This window comes from Frateuria flava, from assembly GCF_017837635.1.
Taxonomy (GTDB): domain Bacteria; phylum Pseudomonadota; class Gammaproteobacteria; order Xanthomonadales; family Rhodanobacteraceae; genus Frateuria_A; species Frateuria_A flava.
The window spans coordinates 105,758-131,046 of record NZ_JAGJRS010000010.1 but is presented as its reverse complement, the minus strand read 5'-3'; the positions used below and the strand labels follow the sequence as shown (position 1 = coordinate 131,046).

Annotated in this window: 23 protein-coding genes; 10 read left to right on the top strand and 13 right to left on the bottom strand. The window is 67.7% G+C overall.

The window, feature by feature from the left end:
- The first annotated feature begins 2 nt into the window (after window positions 1–2).
- The 3 genes from J7I44_RS04925 (at window position 3) to J7I44_RS04915 (ending at window position 3,945) form a co-directional block, all read left to right on the top strand.
- Window positions 3–530 carry a (2Fe-2S)-binding protein gene (locus tag J7I44_RS04925; RefSeq protein WP_209616720.1) on the top strand — a complete coding sequence of 176 codons (528 nt, stop codon included), beginning with the start codon at window positions 3–5 and terminating at the stop codon, window positions 528–530.
- The gene (locus tag J7I44_RS04920; protein ID WP_209616718.1) at window positions 527–2,779 is read left to right on the top strand and encodes a xanthine dehydrogenase family protein molybdopterin-binding subunit; all 2,253 of its coding nucleotides are present in this window, start codon (window positions 527–529) and stop codon (window positions 2,777–2,779) included. The genes J7I44_RS04925 and J7I44_RS04920 overlap by 4 nt, the downstream gene beginning before the upstream one ends.
- Before the next feature lie 620 nt (window positions 2,780–3,399).
- Complete coding sequence (locus tag J7I44_RS04915; RefSeq protein WP_209616716.1) at window positions 3,400–3,945, top strand: hypothetical protein; 546 nt, start codon at window positions 3,400–3,402, stop codon at window positions 3,943–3,945.
- A gap of 1,018 nt (window positions 3,946–4,963) precedes the next feature.
- On the opposite strand, the gene J7I44_RS04910 is transcribed toward J7I44_RS04915, so the two are convergent.
- Window positions 4,964–5,185 carry a hypothetical protein gene (locus tag J7I44_RS04910; RefSeq protein WP_209616714.1) on the bottom strand — a complete coding sequence of 74 codons (222 nt, stop codon included), beginning with the start codon at window positions 5,183–5,185 and terminating at the stop codon, window positions 4,964–4,966.
- Window positions 5,186–5,350: 165 nt separating this feature from the next.
- On the opposite strand from J7I44_RS04910, the gene J7I44_RS04905 reads away from it, so the two are divergent.
- The 4 genes from J7I44_RS04905 to J7I44_RS04890 all read left to right on the top strand — a co-directional run bounded on the left by J7I44_RS04905 (window position 5,351) and on the right by J7I44_RS04890 (window position 7,406).
- Window positions 5,351–5,512, top strand: coding sequence for a hypothetical protein (locus J7I44_RS04905; RefSeq protein ID WP_209616712.1), 162 nt, complete (start codon window positions 5,351–5,353; stop codon window positions 5,510–5,512).
- 96 nt (window positions 5,513–5,608) lie between these two features.
- Window positions 5,609–6,025 (top strand): GFA family protein, encoded by a 417-nt coding sequence (locus J7I44_RS04900; RefSeq protein WP_209616709.1) that lies wholly within the window; start codon window positions 5,609–5,611, stop codon window positions 6,023–6,025.
- Window positions 6,026–6,478: 453 nt separating this feature from the next.
- Window positions 6,479–6,856, top strand: coding sequence for a DUF4087 domain-containing protein (locus tag J7I44_RS04895; RefSeq protein ID WP_209616706.1), 378 nt, complete (start codon window positions 6,479–6,481; stop codon window positions 6,854–6,856).
- Between the two features lie 64 nt (window positions 6,857–6,920).
- Window positions 6,921–7,406, top strand: coding sequence for a GNAT family N-acetyltransferase (locus tag J7I44_RS04890; protein ID WP_209616703.1), 486 nt, complete (start codon window positions 6,921–6,923; stop codon window positions 7,404–7,406).
- A gap of 59 nt (window positions 7,407–7,465) precedes the next feature.
- Here J7I44_RS04890 and J7I44_RS04885 read toward each other — a convergent pair whose 3' ends face one another.
- The 6 genes from J7I44_RS04885 to J7I44_RS04860 form a co-directional block, all read right to left on the bottom strand.
- On the bottom strand, window positions 7,466–8,071 hold the full coding sequence (locus tag J7I44_RS04885; protein ID WP_209616701.1) for a flavodoxin family protein: 606 nt from the start codon (window positions 8,069–8,071) through the stop codon (window positions 7,466–7,468).
- A gap of 449 nt (window positions 8,072–8,520) precedes the next feature.
- The gene (locus J7I44_RS04880) at window positions 8,521–9,690 is read right to left on the bottom strand and encodes an acyltransferase family protein (RefSeq protein WP_209616698.1); all 1,170 of its coding nucleotides are present in this window, start codon (window positions 9,688–9,690) and stop codon (window positions 8,521–8,523) included.
- Entirely contained in the window at window positions 9,683–10,636 is a 954-nt protein-coding gene (locus J7I44_RS04875; RefSeq protein WP_209616695.1) for a GGDEF domain-containing protein, read from the bottom strand. The genes J7I44_RS04880 and J7I44_RS04875 overlap by 8 nt, the downstream gene beginning before the upstream one ends.
- Before the next feature lie 30 nt (window positions 10,637–10,666).
- Complete coding sequence (locus J7I44_RS04870; protein ID WP_209616692.1) at window positions 10,667–11,431, bottom strand: queuosine precursor transporter; 765 nt, start codon at window positions 11,429–11,431, stop codon at window positions 10,667–10,669.
- 176 nt (window positions 11,432–11,607) lie between these two features.
- A complete protein-coding gene (gene def / locus J7I44_RS04865) occupies window positions 11,608–12,144 on the bottom strand; it encodes a peptide deformylase (protein WP_209616688.1) in 537 nt (178 codons plus the stop codon).
- A gap of 132 nt (window positions 12,145–12,276) precedes the next feature.
- Window positions 12,277–13,053 (bottom strand): DUF4197 domain-containing protein, encoded by a 777-nt coding sequence (locus J7I44_RS04860; protein WP_209616685.1) that lies wholly within the window; start codon window positions 13,051–13,053, stop codon window positions 12,277–12,279.
- 258 nt (window positions 13,054–13,311) lie between these two features.
- On the opposite strand from J7I44_RS04860, the gene J7I44_RS04855 reads away from it, so the two are divergent.
- Together J7I44_RS04855 and J7I44_RS04850 are read left to right on the top strand one after the other, a co-directional pair.
- Window positions 13,312–15,396, top strand: coding sequence for a carbon starvation CstA family protein (locus tag J7I44_RS04855; protein ID WP_209616682.1), 2,085 nt, complete (start codon window positions 13,312–13,314; stop codon window positions 15,394–15,396).
- Window positions 15,393–15,587, top strand: a complete 195-nt coding sequence (locus J7I44_RS04850; RefSeq protein ID WP_209616679.1) for a YbdD/YjiX family protein — start codon at window positions 15,393–15,395, stop codon at window positions 15,585–15,587. The genes J7I44_RS04855 and J7I44_RS04850 overlap by 4 nt, the downstream gene beginning before the upstream one ends.
- Window positions 15,588–15,636: 49 nt before the next feature.
- On the opposite strand, the gene J7I44_RS04845 is transcribed toward J7I44_RS04850, so the two are convergent.
- From J7I44_RS04845 to xerD, 6 genes are all read right to left on the bottom strand, one after another.
- Window positions 15,637–16,533, bottom strand: coding sequence for a DMT family transporter (locus J7I44_RS04845; protein WP_209616676.1), 897 nt, complete (start codon window positions 16,531–16,533; stop codon window positions 15,637–15,639).
- Between the two features lie 85 nt (window positions 16,534–16,618).
- Window positions 16,619–17,476 carry a glycosyltransferase family 2 protein gene (locus J7I44_RS04840; RefSeq protein ID WP_209616673.1) on the bottom strand — a complete coding sequence of 286 codons (858 nt, stop codon included), beginning with the start codon at window positions 17,474–17,476 and terminating at the stop codon, window positions 16,619–16,621.
- Between the two features lie 520 nt (window positions 17,477–17,996).
- Window positions 17,997–18,692: a hypothetical protein gene (locus tag J7I44_RS04835; protein WP_209616672.1), complete on the bottom strand. Its 696-nt coding sequence runs from the start codon at window positions 18,690–18,692 to the stop codon at window positions 17,997–17,999.
- Between the two features lie 141 nt (window positions 18,693–18,833).
- Window positions 18,834–22,694, bottom strand: coding sequence for a phosphoribosylformylglycinamidine synthase (purL, locus tag J7I44_RS04830; protein WP_209616669.1), 3,861 nt, complete (start codon window positions 22,692–22,694; stop codon window positions 18,834–18,836).
- 137 nt (window positions 22,695–22,831) lie between these two features.
- A complete protein-coding gene (locus J7I44_RS04825) occupies window positions 22,832–23,626 on the bottom strand; it encodes a DsbC family protein (RefSeq protein ID WP_209616666.1) in 795 nt (264 codons plus the stop codon).
- 150 nt (window positions 23,627–23,776) lie between these two features.
- Window positions 23,777–24,688 (bottom strand): site-specific tyrosine recombinase XerD, encoded by a 912-nt coding sequence (gene xerD / locus J7I44_RS04820; protein ID WP_209616663.1) that lies wholly within the window; start codon window positions 24,686–24,688, stop codon window positions 23,777–23,779.
- Window positions 24,689–24,734: 46 nt separating this feature from the next.
- Here xerD and J7I44_RS04815 point away from each other — a divergent pair, with 46 nt between their 5' ends.
- Window positions 24,735–25,235, top strand: a complete 501-nt coding sequence (locus tag J7I44_RS04815; RefSeq protein WP_209616660.1) for an RDD family protein — start codon at window positions 24,735–24,737, stop codon at window positions 25,233–25,235.
- Window positions 25,236–25,289: the final 54 nt, after the last annotated feature.

The following is a 25,289-nucleotide window of genomic DNA, read 5'->3' as shown; positions in this document are numbered from 1 at the left end:
CGATGCAGCAAGCGCAAGCCCAGGGCCTGCCGCCCGCCACCACCGGCGACATCACGCCGGAACCGGTGCGCGAGGGCATCGACCTGATCGTCAACGGCGAGCGCTTCCGGCACACCGGCGATCCCTTGATGCCGCTGCTGTGGTACCTGCGCGACGTCTTGCGTTTGACCGGCACCAAGCTGGGCGACGCGCACGGCGAGGACGGCTACGACCTGGTGCTGGTCAACGGCAAGGCGGTCTCGGCGATCAAGCGCCCGATGGCCAAGCTGGTCGGCGCCCGCGTCACCACCGTCGAGGGCCTGGCCCACGCCGACGGCAGCCTGCATCCCCTGCAGCAGGCCTTCATCGACGAGGACGCGATCGGCTGCGGCTACTGCACGCCCGGCTGGCTGATCGCCGGTATCGACCTGCTCACCCGCAAACCCAAGCCGACCGACGAGGACATCGACAAGCTGCCCAACCGCTGCCGCTGCGGCGTGCAGACGCGCGTGCGCCGCGCCATCAAGCGCGCCGCGGGAGTCAAGGCATGAGCACCGGACTGCAGTTCTCGCGCCGTCGCTTCCTGCAGGTGCTCGCCGGCACCGCCGGCGCGCTGGTCGTCGGCGTGGGCTATGCCGATGCCGAGGTACCGATCCCGCCGGCGATGCTCGGTGACGACTTCGGGCGCCTCGGTGCCTATGTGCGCATCGACCGCGACGGCAACGTGCTGATCGGTGCGCGCGACCCGGATACCGGTACCGGCACCGCCACCGCGTTGCCGCGCATCATCGCGGAGGAACTGGACGCCGACTGGACCCGCGTCACCGTCGTGCCGCTGGGCCTGGGCGTGGAAGCGAAGAACGGCAAGCCGGTGTGGACCTACGGCCACCAGCGCAGCGGCACCGGCGACTCGATCCCCGCCGCGTGGGCCGACCTGCGCCAGGCCGGTGCACTGGCGCGCTGGCTGATTACCCAGGCCGCCGCCCGACGCCTGGGCATCGCCGCCGACCGCCTGCGTTGCGAAGCCGGCATGGTGGTCACGCCGGACGGCCGCCGCTTCCCCTACGGCAGCCTGGTCGAGGCGGCCGGCAAGATCGATCCGCCCAACGCCCCGCTGCCGCTGAAGCCGCCCCAACGCTACACGCTGATCGGGCGACCGGCTGGCGATGTCGACGCGCGCAACATCGTCACCGGCCAGACCCGCTATGCGCTGGACGCGCACTACGCCGACGCGCTCGTCGCCGTCCTCGCGCAGTGCCCCTGGCCCGACGGCAGCCTGGCCAGCATCGAGACTGCGCCCGCCCTGGCCATCAAGGGCGTGGTCAAGGTGATGCCGATCAATCCCGAAACGGACGTGGCCCCGGGCGAGACCGCGATCGCCCCGGCCGTTGCCGTGCTCGCCGAGAACACCTGGGCGGCGCTGCGCGGCCTGGCCGAACTCAAGCTCGAATGGAAACCTGGCGCCCACAGCGCCGAGCAGGACAGCGGCAAGCTCGAAGCCCAGGCCCTGGCCCTGCTCGACACCGACAGCGCACCGACCACGCGCATTCGGGATGAGGGCGACCTCAAGGCCGCCAGCCGCAAAGCCGCGCGCCGCGTCGAGGCTACTTACGTCCAGCCGTGGCTCGCCCACGCCACACCCGAGCCGATGAACTGCCTGGTGCGTCTGGACAAGGACCAGGCCACGCTGGTGGTGCCGACCCAGGCGCCGAAACAGGCCTGGTCCGTGGTGCAGCGCCTGACCGGCCTGGCGCCGGACCGGATTGCCATCGAAGTGCCCCGCGTGGGCGGCGGCTACGGTCGTCGGCTCGACCACGACTACGTCGCCGAAGCAGTGATGCTGGCCAAGGCCGTCGACAAGCCCGTGCGGCTCATGTGGACGCGCGAACAGGGCCTGACCCACGATTACTACCGCTCCGGCACGGTGCACAAGATCAAGGCGATCATCGGCCGCAAGCGCACGCTCATCGGCTGGGACCAGCGCATGGCCAGCGCCTCGGCGCTCACCGGCCGCGGAGTCGCCGCCGACCGCCTGTGGACCTCCGAAGTCGCTGCCGACCAGCTGCCCGCCGGCCTGGTTCCCGCCTACCGCAACGACTGGTACAGCCTCGCCTCGGGGATGCCACGGGGCCCCTTCCGCGGCGAGCCGCACGTCACCAACGCCTTCGCCGTCGAGAGCTTCATCGACGAGATCGCCCACACCCTGCGCGAGAACCCGCTGGACACCCGCCTGCGCCTGCTCGGCAAACCCCGGCAGCTTGCGCTGCCCGGTGGCGGCATGCTCGACGTCGGGCGACTGCTCAACGTGCTCAAGCTGGTCACCGACCGCATCGAGTGGAAGAACTGGCTGCACAACGTCAACGGCATGGGCGTGGCCTGCTGGCATATCGACGGCGCCTACGTCGCCCACGCGATCGAAGCGGCCGTGCACGGCGAGAAACTGGAAATCGTGCGCGTGGTCTGCGCCGTCGACGTCGGCCGCGTGATCAACCCGCTGGGCCTCCAGGGCCAGGTCGCCGGCGCCACCCTCGATGCCCTCTCCAACGCCCTGAACCCGGCGATCACCTTCAGGAACGGCCAGGTCCAGCAGCAGGGCTTCAAGGACTACCCGCTCGCCAGCATGGCCCAGCTGCCCAATGACGTGGAAGTCATCCTCGTCCCCAACGACCGCGCCCCCACCGGCGCCAGCTTCCTGGCCATGCCCACCGCCGCCCCCGCCCTGGCCAACGCCGTCTTCCGCGCCAGCGCCGTACGCGTACGGCGGCTGCCCATGATGAAGGAGCTGCTGCGGCTGCTCTGAGCCAAGGCAACCGCCCGCCGGCGCGGAGCAGACCGCCCGCGCCCACCATACGGTTTATTCCTCCACTTCCGGAGCCATAAGCAATAGCACCCCGATTCGCGTGATATGCACGGGGTGCGCCTCGCGCCCCCAAAGGTGCCTGTCAGGCCGATCCCGTTGATCGCCAAAGGGATTTCGCCCCTTGACCTCAGCCCAAGCCCGACGGACCATCCAGTGCATATGCCCCGATCCGGGGTCTACTAAGCGTTAGGCAGGCCAAACATGGGACTTGCTCGTTCAGCCAACATCGCAGCCGTCGCTCTTGCCGTTCCACTCGGCGCATTTCTTTGGTTCGCGCACGCTGCCGATGCCGCTATGGACAAGAGCGGTGTTGGCAACCTCAGTAGCTGGTCAGCTCTCAACGCACGTGCAGGCATATCGTTCTGGTTGCTCGTCGCAATTTGGCTTTGCGTGCCATGCGCGGGCTTGTTGGCCTCAAGTACGCAAAAGAAGCACTTACTGTCAGTGTGGGCCGGCGCCACGTTGGTCGCACCCCTTGCTTACGTGGCCACGTTGGTGCTGGCCTAACAACTCGTTCAAGGCGGACGGCTACGCCGCCGCTTAACTCCAGCGTTAGACGCATGGCAATTATCTCAACCAACAACCGAAGCTGGTACGCCGCCTACTCAGTGTTGGCAAGCTATTTGATGCTGTGCGTGCTATTTGTTTTTGTGGCACCGACGTCCTATGAGCCAAGCCTGCCTTTCAGCAGGTCGCTAGCTGCGTTATCGAGCATCCCTTCTGTCGTAGCATTCAATGTCGATGCGATGTGGGCAACATTCCTGCCCGCTCTATTTGCGTTCTCTAAAGTTGCCCCAGTCAAACTCAAAGCAAACGCCAACCAATCCGACATTCCTGCAGCCGTGCTTGGCTTTGTGTTGTTCTCTTGCATCGCCATGGCGTTGATTGGCTACGGCACGCTGGCAAAAGTAGACGCAACTTCTACAACCAAGGCTGCGGCAATGGCAGCTTGGGCAGCTCGCAGCAAGATTGGCCTAGTTTGCGTTTCCGCCTTCTACTTTTCCTCGTCGCTGTGCATGGCGTGGATTGGTTTCGTAGCATGCCCTCGCTCGTATCAAATGTTGCTCAGCGACCGGTCTAACATTTCGTCCAAGCGGACGCGCTAACGCGCGCCGCTTAACTCCAGCGTTAGCCGTGCAAAACATGCGACCAATCGTAATAGTGGCATTAGTACTTGCGTTGGGTACGGGAGTCGCGACGGCTCAAGTCGATGACGCAATAACTATTTCGCTCGCGCCCAGCTCGACAGAGGTGAGCTCTGGCGAACCTGTAACGATAAATATCGCGGTAACCAACGCTTCCGCAATGCCGCGGTACTTGGGCCGCGACGTAATTTGCCCCCCTTCATTACAATGTTGAAAGCACCTCGGGGCGTATTCTCTCCTGCTTCATCTCAGATCCACCGCCGCCCCTGCCGAAACTGCGAGGCGAAGAAGATTGGGTGTGGCTACGACCGGGCCAGACCATGCACTTCACGCAACGCCTGTCTCAAAAAGACCTATGCATGTCGGTTCCGGGCACATACCATGTTTCTGCGCTCCTCCTTGGGCAAATTGCTACCGAGGCGCAGCGCAAGAACCATGCGATCGACGTCTTCTCTTCTTGGTCCAAACCAATCAAGGTTGTCATGCATCCCCATTGAACCGTGGGTGGCATCGTCTGGCTAACAACTCATTCGAGGCGGACGGCTCCGCGCCGCTCAATTCCAGCGTTAGGCCTCAGGGAGAGAGGACGTGGCCGTTTCAACTTTTTGGTTATCACCAAAGATTGCTCTGCGTGTACTTTGGGGAGCTGCCGCCATAGGCATGCTTTTTGAACGCGCGCCATGGGCTCAGAGCAACTCGCTCGCTGCGGCGGACGGCTACCTTGGGTTCTTGGCTCTAGGCTTGTGGTCAGCTACCGGCGGCGATTCACGTTGGTCCCGCAAGGCTTTAGTGCTCACTGCTGCAGCATGGCTGGCTGTTATGGCGTACCGCCTCTCGGGCATGTCGGCCTAACAACTCCGTAAGAGACTTCCAGTCAACTCCGGGCGCGTGAGGTTGCCCTTCGCTCCGGGCCGCCGCGGAGTCATCGATGGTGCCTCGCTCAACGTCGTGCGTTTCGCCATCGCAGGTTCAACAGTTGTCAGGCTGCTTTCCGTAATCGGTCTTGTTCGGCGATGGTGCCAGCCCCGACCAGGGCATGAACCGCACCCTGCACCACCGTACCCGCAGGCAGCTGCGCCAACCACACGCCGAACGCCTCCCGCCTGATTTCCTGACGGTGCAGTACGGCGCCGCCACCATTCATCTCGCACACCGAAAACACGTGCTTCGCCAAGTCCACGCCGATGGTTATAGTGCTCATGGAGACTTCCTCTTCTGCTGACCGTTGTGTCGCAATACCATCATGGGCCCTCGAGGCCCAAAGGAGAGGAAGTCTCTTTTTATTCATTCACGGCGGACGGCTTCGCCGCCGCTTAACTCCAGCGTTAGGCAGCGAACGCCAGCGCTCCGCGATCAAGGAACGAACATGTTCAACACCATCAAAATCGCTACTGCCCATCACTTAGTGCGGCGTCGGAAGGAGGTACGTCTCGCACTACTTCTCCTTGCGCTCGCGGCTGTTTGGGTAGGCGCTAACCATATAAGCAGCTTCGTCGCCGGCTTCTTCGATGGTGCTACTGGTGTGTAAAGCCATCGTCCGGATATCGTTGCCCAACAGGTTATTCAAGGTGGACGGCTTCGCCGCCGCTTAGCTCCCGCGACCGGCGACAGAAGGAAGTACGCAATGACTCAAAGCTTCTCCGGCGGTTGCGCCTGTGGCTCCATCCGCTATGTTTGCATCGGCAACCCCATTGCCATGCTGAATTGCCATTGCCGTGACTGCCAGCAGTCGAGTGGAGCACCGTTTGCCTCGGGCGTTGTCGTCCGAGTTGATGAGACAGAGGTATCAGGCAGCCCCGGCACGTACTCTGTCCGTGGCAGTCGTGGGGGTTCCACAACTCGAAGCTTCTGCACGCAGTGCGGCACGCCTCTCTTCACCCGTGGCGAACTGGTCCCGGAGCTGATGTCCATTCGCTTTGCCTCTCTCGATGACCAGGCCGGCTTCAGGCCCATGGTGGACATCTGGACGTCGAGCGCGCAGCCGTGGGTGCAGCTAAGTGGGGATATCCCGCACTATCCGCAGTCGCCTCAGCATGAGTAGGCAGGGTTTGCTGCCTGGCAGTTCGCCCAAGCCGACGCCATTTCTAGGCGCGGCTTAGCTCCGGCGCTGGCCCCATGGAAAATTTTTTCGCACTCGTCTACGGCGCCGGACTGATCGTCTTTTGGCTTGGCGTCGTGATGACCTTGTGGCGTCTGGTCCAAATTGCGTCGCGAGTTGATTTACGGAGCGCGTTTCGCTACCTCCTTAATTCCCTGCTGCTCGCCGTGGTTTGCTACCTACCGGCCGCTTTCACAGGAGCGTGGGCTTTCTGCTCGCCCACGGCAGAGGGCTTATGTGCCCTTGGCGGGTTCATCGGTACCGGACCACTGGCAGCGGGGGCGTCGCTCATCTACCGTGCACTGCGAGCTCGGGGCGTACTGGCCTTGGTCTAAACAAGGCGGACGGCCTGAACGCCGGTCCAGCAAACCCATCGATCGAACTTTTCTTCATCTCATGCACATTCCAAAAATCGCGCTGCCGATCATCTCCTGTCTATGGATGCTCGTGAGCAGCGTTCATGCAGCAGCGGCGGCGAAGTCTGAAACCAGGTGTGGCTGGTTTGATAACCCGACTCCAGGCAACGTCTGGCTCCATGATCGCGATGGAGAATGGACGATTGCCATTCAGGGGGAGTACGAGGCGCAGGGTGACTGGCCCCGGTTCAACGATTCACAGTGGATGTCGGTCAATCGGTCGTATGGGTATGGATGTGCCTGTATCAAGGCTGTCGTGAATACGATGACCAGGCAGATCGTCAGCATCTCTTCCGCGAACGCGCGGCCCCTGAGCGCTTGCCGGAAGGATCCGGCACTGAAGGAGCCGGAGGGCTAGTCCAGCCCGTCGCAGGCCGATACTGCGTAGCGGTGTCGCTTACCTCCAGCCGAATGGACATTTGATGACGACTCTTGCCCCCATGCGTGCCGAGGCGTATTCGGCCTTCTTCGAGGAAGCCTTCGCCTTCTATGCAGAAGAGAATGTCGCGGCCGGCTGCTGGCGTGCCGAGGAGGCGTCCGGCCTTTCAAGGGAGGAAACAGAGCGCTTGCTGTCACAAGGGCTTGAAACTCCTGACCACCATCTCTTTGAAATCTTCGCCGCAGGCGGGCTAGAGCCGGTTGGCTACGCCTGGGTTGCTGCAATGCCGATGGGCCATGCCAAGGTGGCATTCGTCATTCAGTTGAAGATCCGTGCCGAGGCGCGGCGCCAAGGTCACGCTCGCGCAGCACTGGGTTGCATCGAGCAGTACGCACGGAAACTCGGGCTTTCCGGCATGGCGCTCCAGGTCTTCAGCCACAACCCCGGCGCGCAGGCCTTGTATGAGTCGGTCGGATATAGAGTTGCGAGTTTCAACATGATCAAGCCAATCGTCGAGACGAGCGCCTAACTGCCCGCTCAGGCGGACGTCCAAATGGTTGAACGCGAGCCACGCTCGCCGCGCTGATCTCAGCGCGTCGAGGGATAGGGCTTGTCACGCAACAGCGCGGCCAGATGCGCCGCGTTGCATGCCTGGGTCTGGATGGCGCCAGCCAGCGCCTTCGGCGTCTGGTCGAGGTCGATATAGTTCTTCTTGTGCATGGCCTCGCCCACCCAATAGGTGGAGCTGCCGCCCGGGATGCTGAAGCCGACGTCGGCCAGCGCCTGGTAGAGCTCAGCAGTGACGTGGTGGGCACCGTCTTCGTTGCCGACGACGCTGACGATGGCGACCTTGCCGAAGGTGGGATAGATGCCGTGCTCGTCGATCTCGCCGAAGACGGCGTCGAGCCGCTCCAACACACGCTTGGCGACGCTGCAGGGCTGCCCCATCCAGATCGGGGTGGCGAGGACGAAGATGTTGGCTTGGTCGATACGCTTGCGGATCGCCGGCCACGCATCGCCCGGGCCTTCGTCGGTTTTGACGCCGGGCTTGATGTCGTGGTCGACCGCGCGCTCGTACGCGGTGCTGACGCCATAGCCATCGAGCGCGCGCAGCACCTGGTCGAGCAGCTTCTGGGTCGACGAGGGCTGGTTGTCGCGCTTGAGCGTGCAGTTGAGGCCGAAGGCAGAGAGCATGGCGGATCCCAGGGGGAAGTGGGTTTTCGAGAGTGCGCCGGGGCCTGTCTAGCTAGGGTCGGCAGGGCGCGCCCGGCCCCTTCACAACCGACAGAAAACTTCCACCATCGCCGAGTCGTTTTGCCGGTAGTGCGGTCCGGGCCGTCGAAGTGCCCGTCCAATAGGGCAAGGTCGACCATGTGCGCAACGTCGAACAACCGCTCGGACGGCTCGTTCCCGTTGACCTGCCGGCCACGTAGCAATTCGGTGCCGCGGGTCCCCCGGCCGTGGCATTGCGGTTCCACGACACGCAGCTTGCCGTGGTAGACGAAGCGCACGGGTTTCCTTTCGCGAATGGCTCGATCGATGAGGGTGTTGGGCATGGTGGCTCCCCGGTGCACACTGCCTCCCTGGCAGGAGCACCGGCTGCGGCGTGTCGCAAGCCTGCACCCGCCGGCGTGCAAGCCAGGTCAGCCCGCCGACGAAACGGCCTCGGCGGGCGCTGACACGCGACGCAACCAGCGGTCGCGCAGCCAGCGGTCGCATGGCATGGACCAGCAACGTGCGATCAACAGGCCGAGCCCCCAGCACGCCACGAACGCCGGCAGATACCACAGGAAACCAGCGCGCGCGTCGGCACCGCTCCAGCGGTATAGCCGCACGAGCGCAAACACCACGAACATGTGGCTGAGATAGATCTCGTAGCTGAGTCGGCCCCAGCTGCACAGCCAGCGCAGGCCGCGCGGCACGCGAGGGGGCGCTGCGCGGAAGGCGAGCAGCAACGTCAGCGTGGAGCCGGTGAGCAACAGCATCACGCCCTCGTGCAGCAGCGACCACAGCCAGTGGCCGCCCAACGTCGCGCTGGCAAGGCCGAGCGCGCCGCCCCAACGCAGGAATCGCGCGGCGCGCGGCGGGATGGGCGCGAGCCGCCCGAACCACAACGCGCCCAGTACGCCGGTGGCGATGGCCGCCATGCCCGGCAGGTACGCCTTCTCCTGCCAGATCTCGTTGCCGTCCAGCGCCGCGCGGGTCCATGGCAGCGACAGCGACAGCGCGAGCAGCAGCGGCACCAGCACCCAGGTGCGCCGGACCAGCAGGCAGGCCACTGGAAAACCCAGGTAGAACGCCTCCTCGATCGACAGCGACCAGAGTACGTCCCAACTCCCCGGCAGGTAGCCGGTATGGCCTTCGTACCAGTTCAGGTGCAGGCCGAGCGCGGCGAGCATCGCACCGCCCAGCGACTGGCCCGGGCGATGGATGGTGTAGTCCGCCACGCCCCATCCGTGCAGCACGGCCAGCACCGCCAGCAGTGCCACCAGGCAGGGCACGATGCGGGCGAAGCGACGGGCGTAGAAGGCCTTGACGTCGATCCGCGCCAGGCTGCCCCAGCGTTCCAGCGCGTTGCCGGCGATCAGGAAACCGGAGATCACGAAGAACACGAACACCGCTTCGTAACCGTTGTAGTTGAGCGCCTGCAGCATCCGCACCGGCAGCACGTCCGCCAGCGCCGTGGCTTTCAGCGGGATGCGCATTGGCAGGCCCAGGTGGTTGAGCAGCACGAACACGATCGCCAGCCCGCGCAGCAGGTCGATGCCGGCGTTGCGCTGACCGCCGTGTGAGGACCCCGCCAGCTCAGGCATGGGATGGCAGCGGGCTTTGCGAAGCCACGACCTGGTTGCGGCCCTGCTGCTTGGCCCGGTACAGGCAACGGTCCACCGTCTCGAGCAGTGCCAGCAGGTCGTCGCCCGGGCCGGGCAGGAGGGTGGCGACGCCGAAGCTGGCGGTCAACGTGCCGGCCACGGCGGAAGCACCGTGCGGGATGTCCGCCTCCGCCAGTCGCGCCAGGCAGAGGGTGGCGCGCTCGAGCGCACCGGCCGCGTCGGTGCCGGGGAGCACCATCAGGAACTCCTCGCCGCCGAAGCGGCCAAGCAATTCCAGCCCGCGAACGGCCGCCGTGTCGAGCAGCCCGGCCACCCGCCTGAGGCAGGCGTCGCCGGCGAGATGTCCGTAGTGGTCGTTGTATTGCTTGAAGCAATCGATGTCCGCCAGCACCAGCGAGAGCGGTTTGCGTTCGCGGCAGGCGACCGCCCATTCGGCATCGAGGAACGCATCCAGCCGCCGGCGGTTGGCCACCCCGGTGAGACCGTCGCGGAAGGACAGCTCGGTCAGTTCGCCCTGCAACTGCAGCATCCGTTCCTCCGCTCGCTTGCGTTCGCTGATGTCGAACATGAACCCGACCAGGGAATCGACGGCGCCTTCTTCATTGCGCACGACGTGGACGACGTCGCGGATCCACACGTAGTCGCCCTCGCAGGTCAGCGCGCGATAGTCCGCCTCGTGGTCGACGCCCGCCTGCGACTGCGCGATGCAGAACTGCACTACGCGTTCGCGATCGTCCGGATGGATGCGGTCGACCCAGTCCTGCACGGTCGCCCAGCTCGCCTGCGACCAGCCCAGCAGGCCCTCGATCTGCGGGCCGATGTAGGCAAAACGCGCCGCCGCCCAGTCGATCTTCCAGGGAATGGCGCGGGTGGATTCGAGCAGCGTCTTGTAGACGGCGCTTTCCACTTCCAGATACGCACCCATGGTCTCCCCCTGCAGGACGTTGGCGCGACTTTACCCTTGCGCCCGCCCTGGCGCCCGCACTTCCCCTTCGTCCTTGAGGCTGAACGGGGTGAAGTGGGTGTGCTCGTCGTAAGTATCCACGCCCTCGCGCGACTTGAGGAACCCGACCACCGCGTACGTCAGCGGGGTGAACACCACCTCCACGGCCACCTTCATCGCCCAGTTGAAGGCGATCACCGCGAGGATGGTCTGGCCCTCCCAGATACCGATGAAGGCGATCGGGTAGAAGGTCAGGCTGTCCACGCCCTGCCCGACCAGCGTCGAGCCGATGGTGCGCGTCCACAGCATGCGGCCGCGCGTCCACAGCTTCATGCGCGCCAGCACGAACGAGTTGGCGAAGTCGCCCAGCCAGTAGGCGACGATGGAGGCCAGCGCGATGCGCCAGGTGCCGCCGAAGACGATCTCCAGCGCCGGCTGCAATTGCGCGTTGAACGGCTCGGTCGGACTCGGCGGCATGTGGATGATCGCCTGCGACATCGCCGTGGCGAACAGCATCGCGCCGAAGCCAGCCCAGATCGCGCGGCGCGCGCGGGCATAGCCGTACACCTCGGTCAGCACGTCGCCGAAGATGTAGCTGGCCGGGAAGAACAGGTTGCCGGCGCCGAAGGACACCGCGCCGAGCACCGGCAGCGTGACCGTGCAGACCTTGGCCGGACCGATCAGGTTGGAGCACAGCAGCACGGCGACCATGCCGCCGACCAGCAGGTCGTAGTAGCGGAAGCCGCGCATCGGCGCGGCGGATGAGGATGCGTGCATGGAGCCCCCTTGGCGTGGAGGCAGAGGATAACCGGGTCGCGAGCGGGGGGCTCCTGGCTCACTCTCCCGGGGAGCAGCAAAAGGAGCAGCTCCGGCCCGGCACGGGCTGACCGGCTCACGAGCCCCGGCCCCTCACCCCGGCCCTCTTCCCGGCGGGGAGAGGGAGCAAGGCACGGCTAGTCGGCAGCGGGGTCCATGCCGGGGAACAGCACGTCGATGAACCCGAACCGGGAGAAGTCGGTGATGCGCGAGGGATACAGGCGCCCGATCAGGTGGTCGCATTCGTGCTGTACCACGCGCGCGTGGAAGCCCTCGGCCGTGCGGTCGATCGGCTGGCCCTTGGGATCGATGCCCTGGTAGCGGATCAGCGTGAAGCGGTTCACCGCGCCGCGCAGTCCGGGGACCGAAAGGCAGCCTTCCCAGCCTTCCTCCATGTCCTGCGAGGCCGGCGTCACCACTGGATTGAGCAGGATCGTGCGCGGGACCGACGGGGCGTCGGGGTAGCGGTCGGAGCGGTCGAAACCGAAGATCACCAGTTGCAGGTCCACGCCGATCTGCGGTGCGGCCAGGCCGACGCCGCCGGCGGCTTCCATGGTGTCGAACATGTCCTGGATCAGCTGGTCCAGTTCGGCGCTGCCGATCATCCCCGCGGGCGCGGGGGAAGCGATGCGCATCAGGCGGGGATCGCCCATCTTGAGGATGTCGCGGATCATCTGGGGCCTCGGGGTGGATACCGGTACAGGTCTGCGGGCGCGGTCGGGTGATTACAAGATGACGCCATAGGGTTGGCTCCAGCCCACAATGTCGGTACGCCCGGTGGTGGGCTGAAGCCCACCCTACGAAGTTCAGCGGCTGCCGAAGACCTTCTTCAGCAGGTCGGTGGTGCGTGCGGCGGGGTTCTTGCGAATCGCCTGCTCCTGTTCGCCGATCATGGTGAAAAGGCCGTCGAGCGTCTGTTCGGTGACGTAGTCGTCCAGGTCGAGCGGGTTGCGCTTGTCCCCGCCGTTGCCCAGCGCACCCAGGACGTTGCCAAGCCCACTGCCACCACCGGCCGCGGTAAGCGCCTTGTATTTCTGCGTGACGCCGACGCGGTCGGTCGCCTCAGCCACGATGGGATGGATGCGGGCGGTCAGCGCGTCGCCGGCGACGCGGCGGAAGAAGTCGGTGGCGGCATGGTCGCCGCCGGTGAGGATGCCGCGCGCATCCTGCAGGGTCATCTTGCGGATGGCGTCGCCGAAGATGTCGGCGACCTGCGGCACGGCTTTCTCCGCAGCGCGGTTCATGCTGAGCTCGAACGCATCGACCTTGTCGCCCTGCCCGAGCTGCCGGGCCAGGTCGCCCACCTGCTTGAGCTTGCCCGGCAGCGGGATGCGTACCTTGGCGTTGCCCCAGAAGCCGTCGGTGCGGCCAAGCTCGTTGATCGCGTGTGTCGTGCCCTTGGCGAGCGCTTCCTTGAGACCCGCGGCGATGTCGCTGCTGGGCAGGTTGGCCGCGCGCGTGGTGTTGGTGGCGTGGCTGCCCTGCTTGAGTTGCTTGAGCAGGTCGTCGAACTGGCCGCCGGCGGCAGCGGGCAGCGCGGCGATGGCCAACAGGAAACCGAGACAGGCAGTTTGCGGGCGCATGACGGCACCTCCGTGGGGCTCCGGCGCGGAGTGTACGCGGGCCCTGGCGCGCGCGCCGTGATCGCAGGCCGCCCGGCTCCCTCTCCCCTCCGGGGAGAGGGTCGGGGTGAGGGGTCGGGGCTCGCGAGGGAACTGGCCTGTGCGGTTTGTGTCACGGCCTTTTTCCCGGCAACGCCCGGGAAAAGCGCCAACGCGCACCCGGCATTGACCGGCCGCCCTTCCCGGGACGACTCTTGCCCGACCGTCGAGGAGAAGCCCATGCACACCCAAGCCTCCGTCCCGACCAGCCCCGCGTCGAAGATCCTGTGGGCCGCGATCGCCCTCGTCGGCGCGTTCTGCCTGGGCGTGGTGGCGCTGCGCCGCGGCGAGCCGATCAACGCGATATGGCTCGTCGCCGCGGCGATCGCCGTATTCGTGATCGGCTACCGTTTCTACGGCCGCTTCGTCGAGCGTCACGTCCTGCAGCTGGACCCCAGCCGCGCCACGCCGGCCATGCGCCATCCGGACGGGCTCGACTACGTGCCGACCGACAAGTGGGTGGTGTTCGGCCACCACTTCGCCGCCATCGCCGGCGCCGGTCCGCTGGTGGGTCCGGTGCTGGCGGCGCAGATGGGTTACCTGCCGGGCACGTTGTGGATCCTCATCGGCGTGGTGTTTGCCGGCGCGGTGCAGGACTTCATGATCCTGGCACTGTCGCTGCGCCGCGACGGTCGCTCGCTCGGCCACATGCTGCGCGAGGAGCTCGGGCCGCTGCCCGGCGTGGTGGCGATGTTCGGCGTGCTGGTGCTGATGATGATCGTGCTGGCGGTGCTGGCGCTGGTGGTGGTCAAGGCGCTCACGCACAGCCCGTGGGGCACCTTCACCGTGGCCGCGACGATCCCGATCGCGCTGCTGATGGGCGTCTACCTGCGCTGGCTGCGCCCGGGCCGCATTCTCGAAGTGTCGATCATCGGGCTGGTGCTGCTGCTGGGCTCGATCTGGCTGGGCCGCTTCGTGGCCGAATCGGCCACGCTGGCGCCACTGTTCGACTTCGACGCCAAGGCGCTGGCGTGGCTGCTGATCGCCTACGGCTTCTGCGCCTCGGTGCTGCCGGTGTGGCTGCTGCTGGCGCCGCGCGATTACCTGTCGACCTTCCTCAAGATCGGCACCATCGCGCTGCTGGCGCTGGCGATCTTCCTGGCCGCGCCGGTGCTGCAGATGGCCGCGGTCACGCGCTTCATCGACGGCACCGGGCCGGTGTTCCAGGGCAACCTGTTCCCGTTCCTGTTCATCACCATCGCCTGCGGGGCGGTGTCGGGCTGGCACTCGATCATCGCCTCGGGCACCACGCCGAAACTGCTGGCCAACGAAGGCGAGGCGCGACTGGTCGGTTACGGCGGCATGCTGATGGAGGCGTTCGTGGCGATCATGGCGCTGGTGGCGGCCGCCTCGCTGCACCCGGGCGTGTACTTCGCGATGAATTCGCCGGCGGCACTCATCGGCACCACCGCCGAGCACGCTGCGCAGACCATCAGCCAGTGGGGCTTCGTGGTCACGCCGGACCAGCTCACGCAGACCGCGCGCGACATCGGCGAAGCGAGCGTGCTCTCACGCGCCGGCGGTGCGCCCACGCTCGCGGTGGGCATGGCGCGGCTGCTGCACGAGATCCTTCCCGGCGGCGGCATGATGGCGTTCTGGTACCACTACGCGATCCTGTTCGAGGCGCTGTTCATCCTTACTACGGTCGACGCCGGCACGCGCGTGGGCCGGTTCATGATCCAGGAGATCGCCGGCCTCATCCACAAGCCGTTGCAGCAGACCGAATCGTGGACGGGCAACCTGCTGGCCACGGCGATCTGCGTGGGACTGTGGGGTTACTTTCTCTACCAGGGCGCGGTCGATCCACTGGGCGGCATCAACACGCTGTGGCCGCTGTTCGGCATCGCCAACCAGATGCTGGCGGCCATCGCGCTGCTGCTTGCCACCGTCGTGGTGGTGAAGTTGAAGCGCGAGCGATTCGTGTGGGTGCCCGGCATTCCCGCGTTGTGGCTGATCGTGTGCACGCTGGCGGCCGGGTACGAGAAGCTGGCCGGGCCGATCAGCTTTACCGCGGCCGCGCGCAAGTACGCCGCTGCCGCGGCCGATGGCCGGTTGCTCGCGCCGGCCCGGAACGTCGAGGAGATGCAGCGCATCGTCACCAACAACTACGTGGACGCGGCGCTGACCGGCCTGTTCATGGTGCTGGTGCTGGCGATGGTGGCGTTCGCGCTGCGCACGATCGTGCGCGCGTGGCGGATCAATCACCCGACCGCGAACGAAGAGCCCTACGTGCCACTCGATGCCGTCGCCCAGAGCGCACCATGAAGCGCTGGCTTCGCACGGCCTGGTCGCGCGCCGTGCAGACCGCGCGGCTGTGCTGCGGCGTGCCCGACTACGACGTCTACGTGCGTCACCTGCGCGCGCATCATCCCGATCGCCCGGTGCCGAGCTACGCGGCGTTCTTCCGCGAGCGGCAGGAGGCGCGCTACAGGGGCACCGGCGGGCGCTGCTGCTGACCCACCCTACGCTTCAGCAGCGCACCGGCGTGCGCCCCTGCAAGGGTCGCTAGACCTCGTGGTGCAGCGCCTCGGCTTCCAGCGCCACGCTGCGCCGGGGCGCCAGTTCCACCAGGTACATCGCCCCCAGCACCAGCGCGCCGCCGGCCAGCATGCGCCAGCTGAGCGCATCCACGCCCAGCGCCACCGCGAAGCCGGCGGCGAAGACCGGCTCGGTGGTCATCACGATCGCCGCGCGCGCGGGCGGCAGGTGCGCCTGCGCCCAGGTCTGCACCAGCATCGCGCCGGCGCCGGCGACCAGCGCCATGTACAGCACCGCCAGCCAGGCCGAGCCATCGGGGGGCAGCGCCGGCCCCCGCGGCGCGGTGGCCAGCAGACAGATGATCGCAATCGCCACCACCTGCACTGCCGACATGCCGAACGCGTCCTGCTCGCGTGACCAGCGGCCCAGGCCCACGATGTGCAACGCGTAGAGCGCGGCCGAGGCCAGCGTCAGCCATACGCCCGGGTCCACCGACACCCCGCGCAACGAAAGCACAGCCAGCCCGGCGGTGGCCATCGTCACCGCCAGCCACACCACGCCGGCGATGCGCTCGCGCAGCAGCAGCCAGGCCAGGATCGGCGTGAACACCACATACATGCCGGTGACGAAACCGCTGACGCTGGGCGCGATCAGCTTCAGCCCCCAGGTCTGCAGCAGCTGGGCGATGCCGTAGACGACACCCAGCAGCAACGCGCGGCCCACCTGCCCTCGCGGCAGCCGCCACACCGGGCGCGCGAACAGCACCAGCATCGCCAGCGCCGCGATGGCAAAGCGCACGGCCAGGAAATCCACCACCCGCATGCGCTCGACCACGTCCTTGATCAGCACGAAGGTCGAGCCCCACACGGCAGTGAGGGCGAGCAGGCCAAGGGTGGCGGCGAAGGTGCGCGGTCGGGTCGTCATGTGCGGTCGGCGTTCCTTGTAGGCCCGCTTGCGGGCGATGCTCCAGTGGCGGTGAGCGGGAAAAGCATCGCCCGCAAGCGGGCTCCTACGGAGAGCGGCGCCGGGGAAGTCGCAACAGCTGGCCGGGAATCTGCGAGGCGAAGTGCGTCCAGATGCCCAGCCAGACCAGCCCTGCCACCAGCGGGTTGCGGGCGGCCGGATCGAACTTGCGGAACCAGCGCCACATCCCCCGGTGCTTGTGACGGCTGACGAACACCGGCCGGTGCCGGCTCGAACCGCCCTTGCCGTGCAGCACGCGCACGTCGCCGGCCAGCAGCACGGCATGGCCGGCATCGCGGGCGCGACGGCACAGGTCCAGGTCCTCGCAATGCAGGAAGTAGGCCTCGTCGAAACCGCCCAGCTGCTCGAAGACCTTGCGCGGCAACAGCATGAGCGCGCCGGACACCGCCTCGGCGCTCACCACGCGGGCAGGAATGTCGCCGTCGATGTTCATCCCGCCACGCGTCCCGAACAGCGTCGCCAGCGCCGGGCGCAGCAGCGGGTCGCGACGGTACGAGGCCGGATCCGGCGTGCCGTCGGCGGCGCACACCACCGCGCCGACGATGCCTGCCTCCGGGTACTCGTCGAGGATGTCGAGCATGCGCGTCAGCGTGTCCGGCTCCAGCAGGCAGTCGGGGTTGAGGACCAGCAGATGCTCGCCCTTCGCCGCCGCGGCAGCGCGATTCACCGCCGGGCCGAAGCCGAGGTTGGCGTGGTTGTAGATCACCTTCAGCCGCGGTTCGTCGGCGTGATCGCGCTCGATCGACTGCGGCATGCCGTCGGTCGAGCCGTTGTCGATCAGGATAAGTTCCAGCGGCACCGCGCTGTCGAGCGCCCGCCGCGCGCAGTCGCGCAGGGACGGGCCGCTGTCGGCAGACACCACGATCACGCTGACGGGCAGCATCCGAGCTAGGGGGATGGGGGTAGACACCCCGCAAGTATGCGGGAGGTGAGGAGGCGGGAGAACTGCCTGGGAGTTTCCCGCGAGCCCCGACCCCTCACCCCAACCCTCTCCCCGGCGGGGAGAGGGAGCCGGTCCGCGGCAGGCCCAGGCCTTTCGCTTCGGCCTTTCCGCTCTCGTCTTGGCTCCTCTAAAAAGTGCGCGCAGGAAGCGCGCTGCTTTTCCCAAACTCCCCTATGGCGCGGCGGGCGGGTGGCGGATCAGCCCGAGGGTGGCCGGCAGGACGCCGGCCAGTTTTTCGTCGGGGCTGGAGCCCCGTCGAAAAACTCCGCCGCCCGCACGCGCACCCGAAGGGCGCGCCATCGAAGTGCGCTTCTCTTTGGTTACGTTCTCTTGGGCAAGCAAGAGAAAGTGACTCGGGCGCCAAAGGCGTCCGCAAGCTCTTGCTTGAGAAGCTCTGGGCGAGCAACGAGCCTCATCCCGGCCCCTTCCCGCCCCCCTCCTGGACGGAGAGGGAGCTCACTCAGCGGCGACCAAGCACTTCCCGCCAGGCCATCGCCGGCCCCGCTTCGCGTGCCAGCCATGGACCGTCGTGCCAGCCGCACAGCTCCCAGCCACGCAGGCGATGAAGGCGCCCTTGGTCGCGGTCGAGCAGCACCAGGCCGCGCGACGTGCGCGCAACGAACCAGCGCCCGTCAGGACTGAACGACGCGTGCGCCCGCACCCGCTCCACCGTCGCATCGGCCAGCACGAAGCGGCCCGCCTCCCAGCGCACCTCGCCCCCGCGCGGGTCCGGGGACGTACCCTCCGACCACGCGGGCGGCACCAACTCGACCATCACCGCCTTCGGCCCGATCGGCGCCAACGCCAGGCTCGGCCAGTCACGTAACTCCGGCTGCGCGACCTTTTCCCGCCGCCCGCGATCGAGCCAGGCCTCCAACCCGGCCAGCAGGGTGAAACCCGCCAGTGCTCCCAGCAGCGCCATCGCCCAGGCGAAAGCGTCGCCGCCCAGGGCGCGCTGCCCCGCGAACAGCACGCCCGGCAAACCCCAGCGCAACGCCAGGCGCAACACGGGCGCATGGCTTTCCAGGCGATCGCTGCCAAACAGCAGCACGGCCGCAATCGACAGCAATAACGGCAGCCCCAGCCACCACGGCAGCGACGCCAGCAGCGACAGCCAGGCTGGTGCGAGGAGCCAACGTGTGGGCGATCCGGTCACGCCACCCCCGCTCCCCCGGCAGCGCCGGGAGGGAGATCAATAGGGAGACGGGCGGCCCTATCAGACATGCGCCGACCTTACCGCGCGCGAGGGATCCGCGACGTCAGTGGCCCGCTACGCGAACGGGCCGGCCCGCGCGCCTCAGCCGCACCAAACCCGCGCATTGCGGAACATGCGCATCCACGGCGAATCCTCGCCCCAGCTCTCCGGATGCCAGCTCAACTGCACGCTGCGGAACACGCGCTCCGGATGCGGCATCAGGATGGTCACGCGCCCGTCGGCGGCGGTGAAGCCGGCCAGGCCGCCGGGTGAGCCGTTCGGGTTGAGCGGGTAGTTCTCGGTCGGCCTGCCACGGTTGTCGACGAAGCGCACCGCCGCCTGCGCCTTGGACGGACTGCAGGCGTAGGGAAAGCTGACCCGGCCTTCGCCGTGCGCCACCGCCACCGGAATGCGCGAGCCGGCCATGCCCTTGAAGAACAGGCTGGGCGAGTCGAGCACCTCGAGCGTGGCCAGGCGCGCCTCGTACTGCTCCGACGCGTTGCGCACGAACTTCGGCCAGTGCCTGGCGCCGGGGATGATGTCCTTCAGTTGCGAGAGCATCTGGCAGCCGTTGCAGGCGCCGAGGGCGAACTTCGACGGATCGTTGAAGAACGCCTCGAACTGCGCGCGCATCGCCTCGTTGTAGAGGATCGAGGTGGCCCAGCCGCGACCGGCGCCGAGCACGTCGCCGTAGGAGAAACCGCCGCAAGCAGCGAAGCCGCGGAAGTCGGCCAGTTTGTGGCGACCGGCCGCGAGGTCGGACATGTGCACGTCGACCGCATCGAAGCCGGCGCGGGTGAACGCCGCGGCCATCTCGACCTGGCCGTTGACGCCCTGCTCGCGCAGGATCGCCACGCGCGGGCGCGCGCCGCGAACGATGTACGGCGCGGCGACGTCCTCGGCCGAATTGAACGTGAGCTTGGGGCTGACGCCTGGATCGGCGTCATCCAGTCGCCATTCGCACTCGGCATCGGCGCTGGCGGGGTTGTCGCGCAGGCGCTGCATGGCGTGGCTGGTCTGGTTCCAGGCGCCGAACAGCTGCGTCCAGTTCCACTTGAACACCGCCTCGTTGCCGAGGAAGAGCTTGATGCCGAGCTTCTCTTTGGGACGGCCGATGCGATGGCTCATGCCGGCCAGGCCGTGCTTGACCAACAGCGCCTCGAACGCCTCGCGGTTGGCGCTGGCCACCTGCAGCACGGCGCCGAGTTCTTCGTTGAACAACGCGCGCAAGGTCGCCTCGGCCCAGCCGTCGAGGTGGATCTCCAGGCCGCAGTGGCCCGCGAAGGCCATCTCCAGCAGGGTGACCAGCGCGCCGCCGTCGGAGCGGTCGTGATACGCCAGCACGAGCCCAGCCCGGTTGGCTTCCTGCACCAGCTCGAACAGCGCGCGCAGGCGCTTGGGATCGTCCAGGTCCGGCGGCACGCCACCGGCGCGGTTGAACACCTGGGTCAGCGCGGAGCCACCCAGGCGGTCGCGGCCGGCGCCAAGATCGATCAGCCACAGCTCCGAGTCGCCGCGGTCGAGCTTGATCTGCGGGGTGAGCGTGCGGCGCACATCGTCGACACGCGCGAAGCCGGTGATGACCAGCGACACCGGCGCGACCGTGCGCTGCGGCTGCTCGCCGTCCTGCCACACGGTCTGCATGGAGAGCGAGTCCTTGCCAACCGGGATGGCGATGTCCAGCGCCGGGCACAGCTCCATGCCGACCGCCTTGACCGCCTCGAACAGCGCCGCGTCCTCGCCCGGATGGTTGACCGCGGCCATCCAGTTGGCCGACAGGCGGATCTCGCCCAGCGATGCGATCGGCGCGGCGGCCAGGTTGGTGATCGCCTCGCCCACGGCCAGCCGCGCGGCATCGGCGCTGTTGAGCAACGCGACGGGCGCGCGCTCGGCCATCGCCATCGCCTCGCCCTGGTAGCCGTCGAAGTCGGTCAGCGTGACGGCGCAGTCGGCCACGGGCACCTGCCACGGCCCGACCATCGGATCGCGATGGTTGAGGCCGCCGACGGTGCGGTCGCCGATCGTGATCAGGAAGTTCTTGCTGCCGACGGTCGGCAGATGCAGCACGCGCTGCACCGCCTCGTCCATGCCGATGCCGGACAGGTCCGGCAGCAGGTCCACGCGCGGCTTGATCCGCTGCGCGTCGCGGTGCATGCGCGGCGCCTTGCCGAACAAAACGTCCATCGGCAGGTCGATGACCGTGAGCCCGCGTCGCGGGTCGGTCACGCGCAGCGTGCGCTCGGCAGTGGCAGTGCCCACCACCGCATAGGGGCAGCGCTCGCGCTTGCAGTAGGCCTCGAACTCGGCGAGATCCTGCGGTGCGATGCCGAGCACGTAGCGCTCCTGCGATTCGTTGCTCCACACCTGCATGGGCGAGAGCGACGGGTCGTCGCAAGGCACCTTGGAAAGATCGATCTCGCCGCCGACGCCGGCGTCGTTGAGCAACTCCGGGATCGCGTTGGACAGGCCGCCGGCGCCGACGTCATGGATGCTGACGATCGGGTTCTTCTCGCCACGCATCCAGCAACTGTCGATCACCTGCTGGCAGCGGCGCTCCATTTCCGCGTTGTCGCGCTGCACCGAAGCGAAGTCGAGCTCCGCGCTGGAGGCGCCGGAAGCCACCGAGGACGCCGCGCCGCCGCCCAGGCCGATCAGCATCGCCGGGCCACCCAGCACGATCACCGCGTGGCCGGGCTGGATGTCGCGCTTCTGCACGTGGTCGTGGCGGATGTTGGCCAGGCCGCCGGCAATCATGATCGGCTTGTCGTAGCCGCGGCGCACGCCGGCCTCGCCGGTCTCGTGTTCGTAGGTGCGGAAGTAGCCGCCCAGGCACGGGCGGCCGAATTCGTTGTTGAACGCGGCGGCGCCGAGCGGGCCGTCGCGCATGATCTCGAAGGCGCTCGCCATGCGCGGCGGCAGCGGGCGGTCGACTTCCCACGGCTGCGGCGCGCCTGGGATGCGCAGGTCGGATACCGAGAAACCGGTCAGGCCGGCCTTGGGTTTGGCGCCGCGGCCGGTGGCGCCTTCGTCGCGGATCTCGCCGCCCGCGCCGGTCGCGGCGCCCGGCCAGGGCGCGATCGCGGTGGGGTGGTTGTGCGTCTCGACCTTGATCGCGTAGTCGACCTGCTCGTCGTGCTTGCGCCAGGTGCCTTCGCCATCGGTGAAGAAGCGGTTGGCCGTGTGGCCTTCGATCACCGCCGCGTTGTCCTTGTAGGCCGACAGCGTGTGCGCCGGCGAGCACTGGTGGGTGTGCTTGATCATGGCGAACAGGCTCTTGTCCTGTGCCTCGCCGTCGATCGTCCAGCTCGCGTTGAACACCTTGTGGCGGCAGTGCTCGGAGTTCGCCTGGGCGAACATGAACAGTTCGGCGTCGGTCGGGTCGCGGCCGAGCTCGGCATAGCGCGCAGCGAGGTAGTCGATCTCGTCGTCGGCGAGCGCCAGGCCCAGCCGGGCGTTGGCGGCAGCCAGCGCCGCGCGCGCATCGCCGCCGAGTTCGATGTGCACCAGATCGCCCGGCGTGCCGGCCAGGAACAGGCCCTGCGCCTGGGCGAGGTCGGTCAGCACCGACTCGGTCATCGGGTCGTGCAGCACGGCCAGCACCGCGGCGTGCGCAGACGTGCCGGCATCCGGCAGGCCGGCCACCTGCCAGGCCACGCCGCGCTCGACCCGGCGCACGTCGAAGCCGGCGCCATGCAGGATGTCGGTGGCCTTGCTCGACCACGGCGAGATGGTGCCCAGTCGTGGCACCGTCCACAGGGTGGCGGTTTCCGGCGCGGCGTCCTTGCCTTCCAGCACTTCGAGCAGGCGCTTGCGCTCGGCGCCTTCAGGCGCGTGGCCAGCGTCCAGCACGTAGACAAACCATGCCGCCTGCACGCGCGCACCGTGGTGCGCCGCGTCGAGGCGGGCGTTCAGGCGGTCCAGGCGAAACGGCGAAAGGGCGCTCTGCCCGTCGAAAGCGATCATGCGGGGGGATTCGGCGCTGAAAGGGAAGCGCCCTATTCTACCCGATGCGGCCCGGCGGCCCATCCAGCCCGGGATTTCCCGCGAGCCCTTCCCCCCTCCCCCAGCCCTTTCCCCGGAAGGAGCGGGCTCAACGCGTGTCAGCCGCCTTTTTCGAGCAGCTTCAGCAGCTTGTCCGGCGTGACGTAGCCGCCCAGCACCATGCCGTCGGGTCCCAGCACCATCGGCGTGCCGGTGACACCCAGCTTCACGCCGAGGTCGAACTCGTCCTTGACCGGATTGGGGCAATCAGCCGACTTCGGTGCCTTGCCCTGCTTGGCGGCGGTGAACGCGGCCTTGCGGTCGGCGGCGCACCAGACCGAGACCATTTCCTTGTACGTGTCGGTCGGCTCGCCGGCGGTATCGGTCACGCCCTCGCGCGGCCAGGCCAGGTATTCCACCGCGATGCCTTCGTCGTTGAACTGCTTGATGTGCGAATGGAACATGCGGCAGTAGCCGCAGTTGACGTCGGAGAACACCGTCACCGTGTACTTCGGGTGCGGCGGTGCGAACACGATGCGCTGGGCCGCCGGCACCTTGGCCAGCTCGGCCTTGCGGAAACCGGCCCAGGCGCGTTCGCTCAGGTTTTCCCTGGCGGCCAGGTCGACGACGTCGCCGTTGATCATGTACTTGCCGTCGGCGCTGACGTAGACCAGCTGGCCCGAAGCGATCACCTGGTAGAAGCCCGGCAGCGGCGCGGCTGCGATCTGGTCGATCTGCACTCCGGGGGCGAGCTTCTTCAGCGCCGCGCGGACCACCTGCTCGGCAGCCGGATCGACGGCGCTGCCAGCGGGGGCATGGGCGGGCGCGGCGGCGGCGGCATCCTGGCGATCGGCGGCGCAGGCGGCGAGCGCGAAGGCACTGGCGAGCAGCGCGGCGGAAAGCTTCTTGAGCATCGGGAAACCTCGTGGCCGCACGGGGAAAGCGGCGATCGGGCCGATTCTGGCACAGCGGGCATAAGCGGAGGCTGACACGCCTGCTCGCTCTCCACGGCACGGCGAGGGAGAGCGGGCACCACCGGCGAGGCTGCTGATCTGCCGGGGGCGCTACCCGCGAGGGTGGTGTTTCGCGTGCAGACGCTTGAGGCCTTCCTTCGCCACCAGCGTGTAGATCTGCGTGGTGCTGAGCGAGGCATGCCCCAGCAGCAACTGCAGCGCGCGCAGGTCAGCGCCGTGGTTGAGCAGATGGGTGGCGAAGGAGTGGCGCAAGACGTGCGGGGAGATGCGCTTGCCCTCGATGCCGACCGCCAGCGCGTGGCGCTTGACCAGGGTCCAGAACATCTGCCGCGTCATGCCCTCGCCGCGCTGGCTGAGGAACAGCGCCGCCGGCTGGCGGCCCTTCGCCAGCTGCGGCCTGGCGTCGGCGAGATAGGCCTCGATGCGCTCGAGCGCGACTTCGCCGACCGGCACCAGGCGATCCTTGCCGCCCTTGCCGGTAATCCGCAGCACGCCCTGGCGCATGTTGAGCGCGGCCAGCGGGAGTTCCACCAGTTCGGACACGCGCAGGCCGGAGGCGTACATCAGTTCGAGCATCGCGCGGTCGCGCAGTCCCAGCGTGGAGCCAAGGTCCGGTGCGGCCAGCAGCGCCTCGATCTCGCGCTCGGCCAGCGCCTTGGGCAGGCTGCGCGGCATGCGCGGGCGTTCGATCAGCAGGGTCGGGTCCTCGAACCCCGGCGTGTCGCGCGCGAGCTGGCCGTAATACCGGCGGAACGCCGACTGGCGCCGCGCCATCGAACGCACCGCCGCCGGCTGGCTGCCGTGGAACGCCGACAGGTCCTCGCGCCGCGCCGTCTGCAGGCCGCGCCCGCGCGAGGCGAGCCAGCGCGCCAGTCCCTCCAGGTCCTGCCGGTAGGCCTCCAGGGTGCGGTCGGCCAGGCCGTCTTCCGACCAGACCCGCTCGAGGAACGTGGCGATGCTGCGCTGGTCGGCTTCGGCGATACTTGCGCTCTTTTCCTGCATGCGCAGATGCTCGCCGCGGTTCGCGGCGCACGCAAGCGAAACGCCGATGACCCGATCGCACGACCCCGCCGCCCTTCCCTGCCCGCTATGGCGTCGCCTCACCGCCCTGGTCTACGACCTGCTCGCGGTGGTGGCCATCGTGATGGTGGTGGGCCTGCTGTGCCAGCTGGCCACCGGCGGCCAGCTGGTGGCCGCCGGCACGCATCCGGCGATCGCGTGGTGGTACCAGCCGCTGCAGGGCCTGGTCGTGGGCGCGTACTTCGTGATTTCGTGGCTGCGCGGCGGGCAGACGCTCGGCATGCGGCCGTGGCGTATCCGGGTGGTCGCGGCCGATGGCGGAAAGCTGCGACCGGGGCAGGCGTTGCGGCGGGTGGTCGTCGCCGCGCTGCCGTTGCTGTTGCTGGCGCTGGCGCCACCGCTCGGGTTACGGGTCGCGATCTGGGCGACGTTGGTCGGTTGGGCGCTGTGGTTTGCGCCGGCGTTGGTCGATCGGCGACGGCGAGCCATCCACGATCTTGCCGCCGGTACCGAAATCCGTCAGATCTGACGACCGCTGCAGGAGCCCGCGTGCAGGCGGTGTTCTAAAACGCGCCCTGGACAT

Excerpts from the sequence above, each read along its gene's own strand:
- xerD (WP_209616663.1), bottom strand. The coding sequence starts at position 24,688 with ATGCAGGAAAAGAGCGCAAGTATCGCCGAAGCCGACCAGCGCAGCATC.
- J7I44_RS04840 (WP_209616673.1), bottom strand. The coding sequence starts at position 17,476 with ATGCTGCCCGTCAGCGTGATCGTGGTGTCTGCCGACAGCGGCCCGTCC.
- J7I44_RS04815 (WP_209616660.1), top strand. The coding sequence starts at position 24,735 with ATGACCCGATCGCACGACCCCGCCGCCCTTCCCTGCCCGCTATGGCGT.
- J7I44_RS04875 (WP_209616695.1), bottom strand. The coding sequence starts at position 10,636 with ATGGGTGCGTATCTGGAAGTGGAAAGCGCCGTCTACAAGACGCTGCTC.
- J7I44_RS04850 (WP_209616679.1), top strand. The coding sequence starts at position 15,393 with ATGAAGCGCTGGCTTCGCACGGCCTGGTCGCGCGCCGTGCAGACCGCG.
- J7I44_RS04890 (WP_209616703.1), top strand. The coding sequence starts at position 6,921 with ATGACGACTCTTGCCCCCATGCGTGCCGAGGCGTATTCGGCCTTCTTC.
- J7I44_RS04900 (WP_209616709.1), top strand. The coding sequence starts at position 5,609 with ATGACTCAAAGCTTCTCCGGCGGTTGCGCCTGTGGCTCCATCCGCTAT.
- J7I44_RS04910 (WP_209616714.1), bottom strand. The coding sequence starts at position 5,185 with ATGAGCACTATAACCATCGGCGTGGACTTGGCGAAGCACGTGTTTTCG.
- J7I44_RS04845 (WP_209616676.1), bottom strand. The coding sequence starts at position 16,533 with ATGACGACCCGACCGCGCACCTTCGCCGCCACCCTTGGCCTGCTCGCC.
- J7I44_RS04825 (WP_209616666.1), bottom strand. The coding sequence starts at position 23,626 with ATGCTCAAGAAGCTTTCCGCCGCGCTGCTCGCCAGTGCCTTCGCGCTC.
- J7I44_RS04855 (WP_209616682.1), top strand. The coding sequence starts at position 13,312 with ATGCACACCCAAGCCTCCGTCCCGACCAGCCCCGCGTCGAAGATCCTG.
- def (WP_209616688.1), bottom strand. The coding sequence starts at position 12,144 with ATGATCCGCGACATCCTCAAGATGGGCGATCCCCGCCTGATGCGCATC.
- J7I44_RS04895 (WP_209616706.1), top strand. The coding sequence starts at position 6,479 with ATGCACATTCCAAAAATCGCGCTGCCGATCATCTCCTGTCTATGGATG.
- J7I44_RS04915 (WP_209616716.1), top strand. The coding sequence starts at position 3,400 with ATGGCAATTATCTCAACCAACAACCGAAGCTGGTACGCCGCCTACTCA.
- J7I44_RS04925 (WP_209616720.1), top strand. The coding sequence starts at position 3 with ATGCAGCAAGCGCAAGCCCAGGGCCTGCCGCCCGCCACCACCGGCGAC.
- J7I44_RS04885 (WP_209616701.1), bottom strand. The coding sequence starts at position 8,071 with ATGCTCTCTGCCTTCGGCCTCAACTGCACGCTCAAGCGCGACAACCAG.
- purL (WP_209616669.1), bottom strand. The coding sequence starts at position 22,694 with ATGATCGCTTTCGACGGGCAGAGCGCCCTTTCGCCGTTTCGCCTGGAC.
- J7I44_RS04870 (WP_209616692.1), bottom strand. The coding sequence starts at position 11,431 with ATGCACGCATCCTCATCCGCCGCGCCGATGCGCGGCTTCCGCTACTAC.
- J7I44_RS04905 (WP_209616712.1), top strand. The coding sequence starts at position 5,351 with ATGTTCAACACCATCAAAATCGCTACTGCCCATCACTTAGTGCGGCGT.
- J7I44_RS04860 (WP_209616685.1), bottom strand. The coding sequence starts at position 13,053 with ATGCGCCCGCAAACTGCCTGTCTCGGTTTCCTGTTGGCCATCGCCGCG.
- J7I44_RS04880 (WP_209616698.1), bottom strand. The coding sequence starts at position 9,690 with ATGCCTGAGCTGGCGGGGTCCTCACACGGCGGTCAGCGCAACGCCGGC.
- J7I44_RS04920 (WP_209616718.1), top strand. The coding sequence starts at position 527 with ATGAGCACCGGACTGCAGTTCTCGCGCCGTCGCTTCCTGCAGGTGCTC.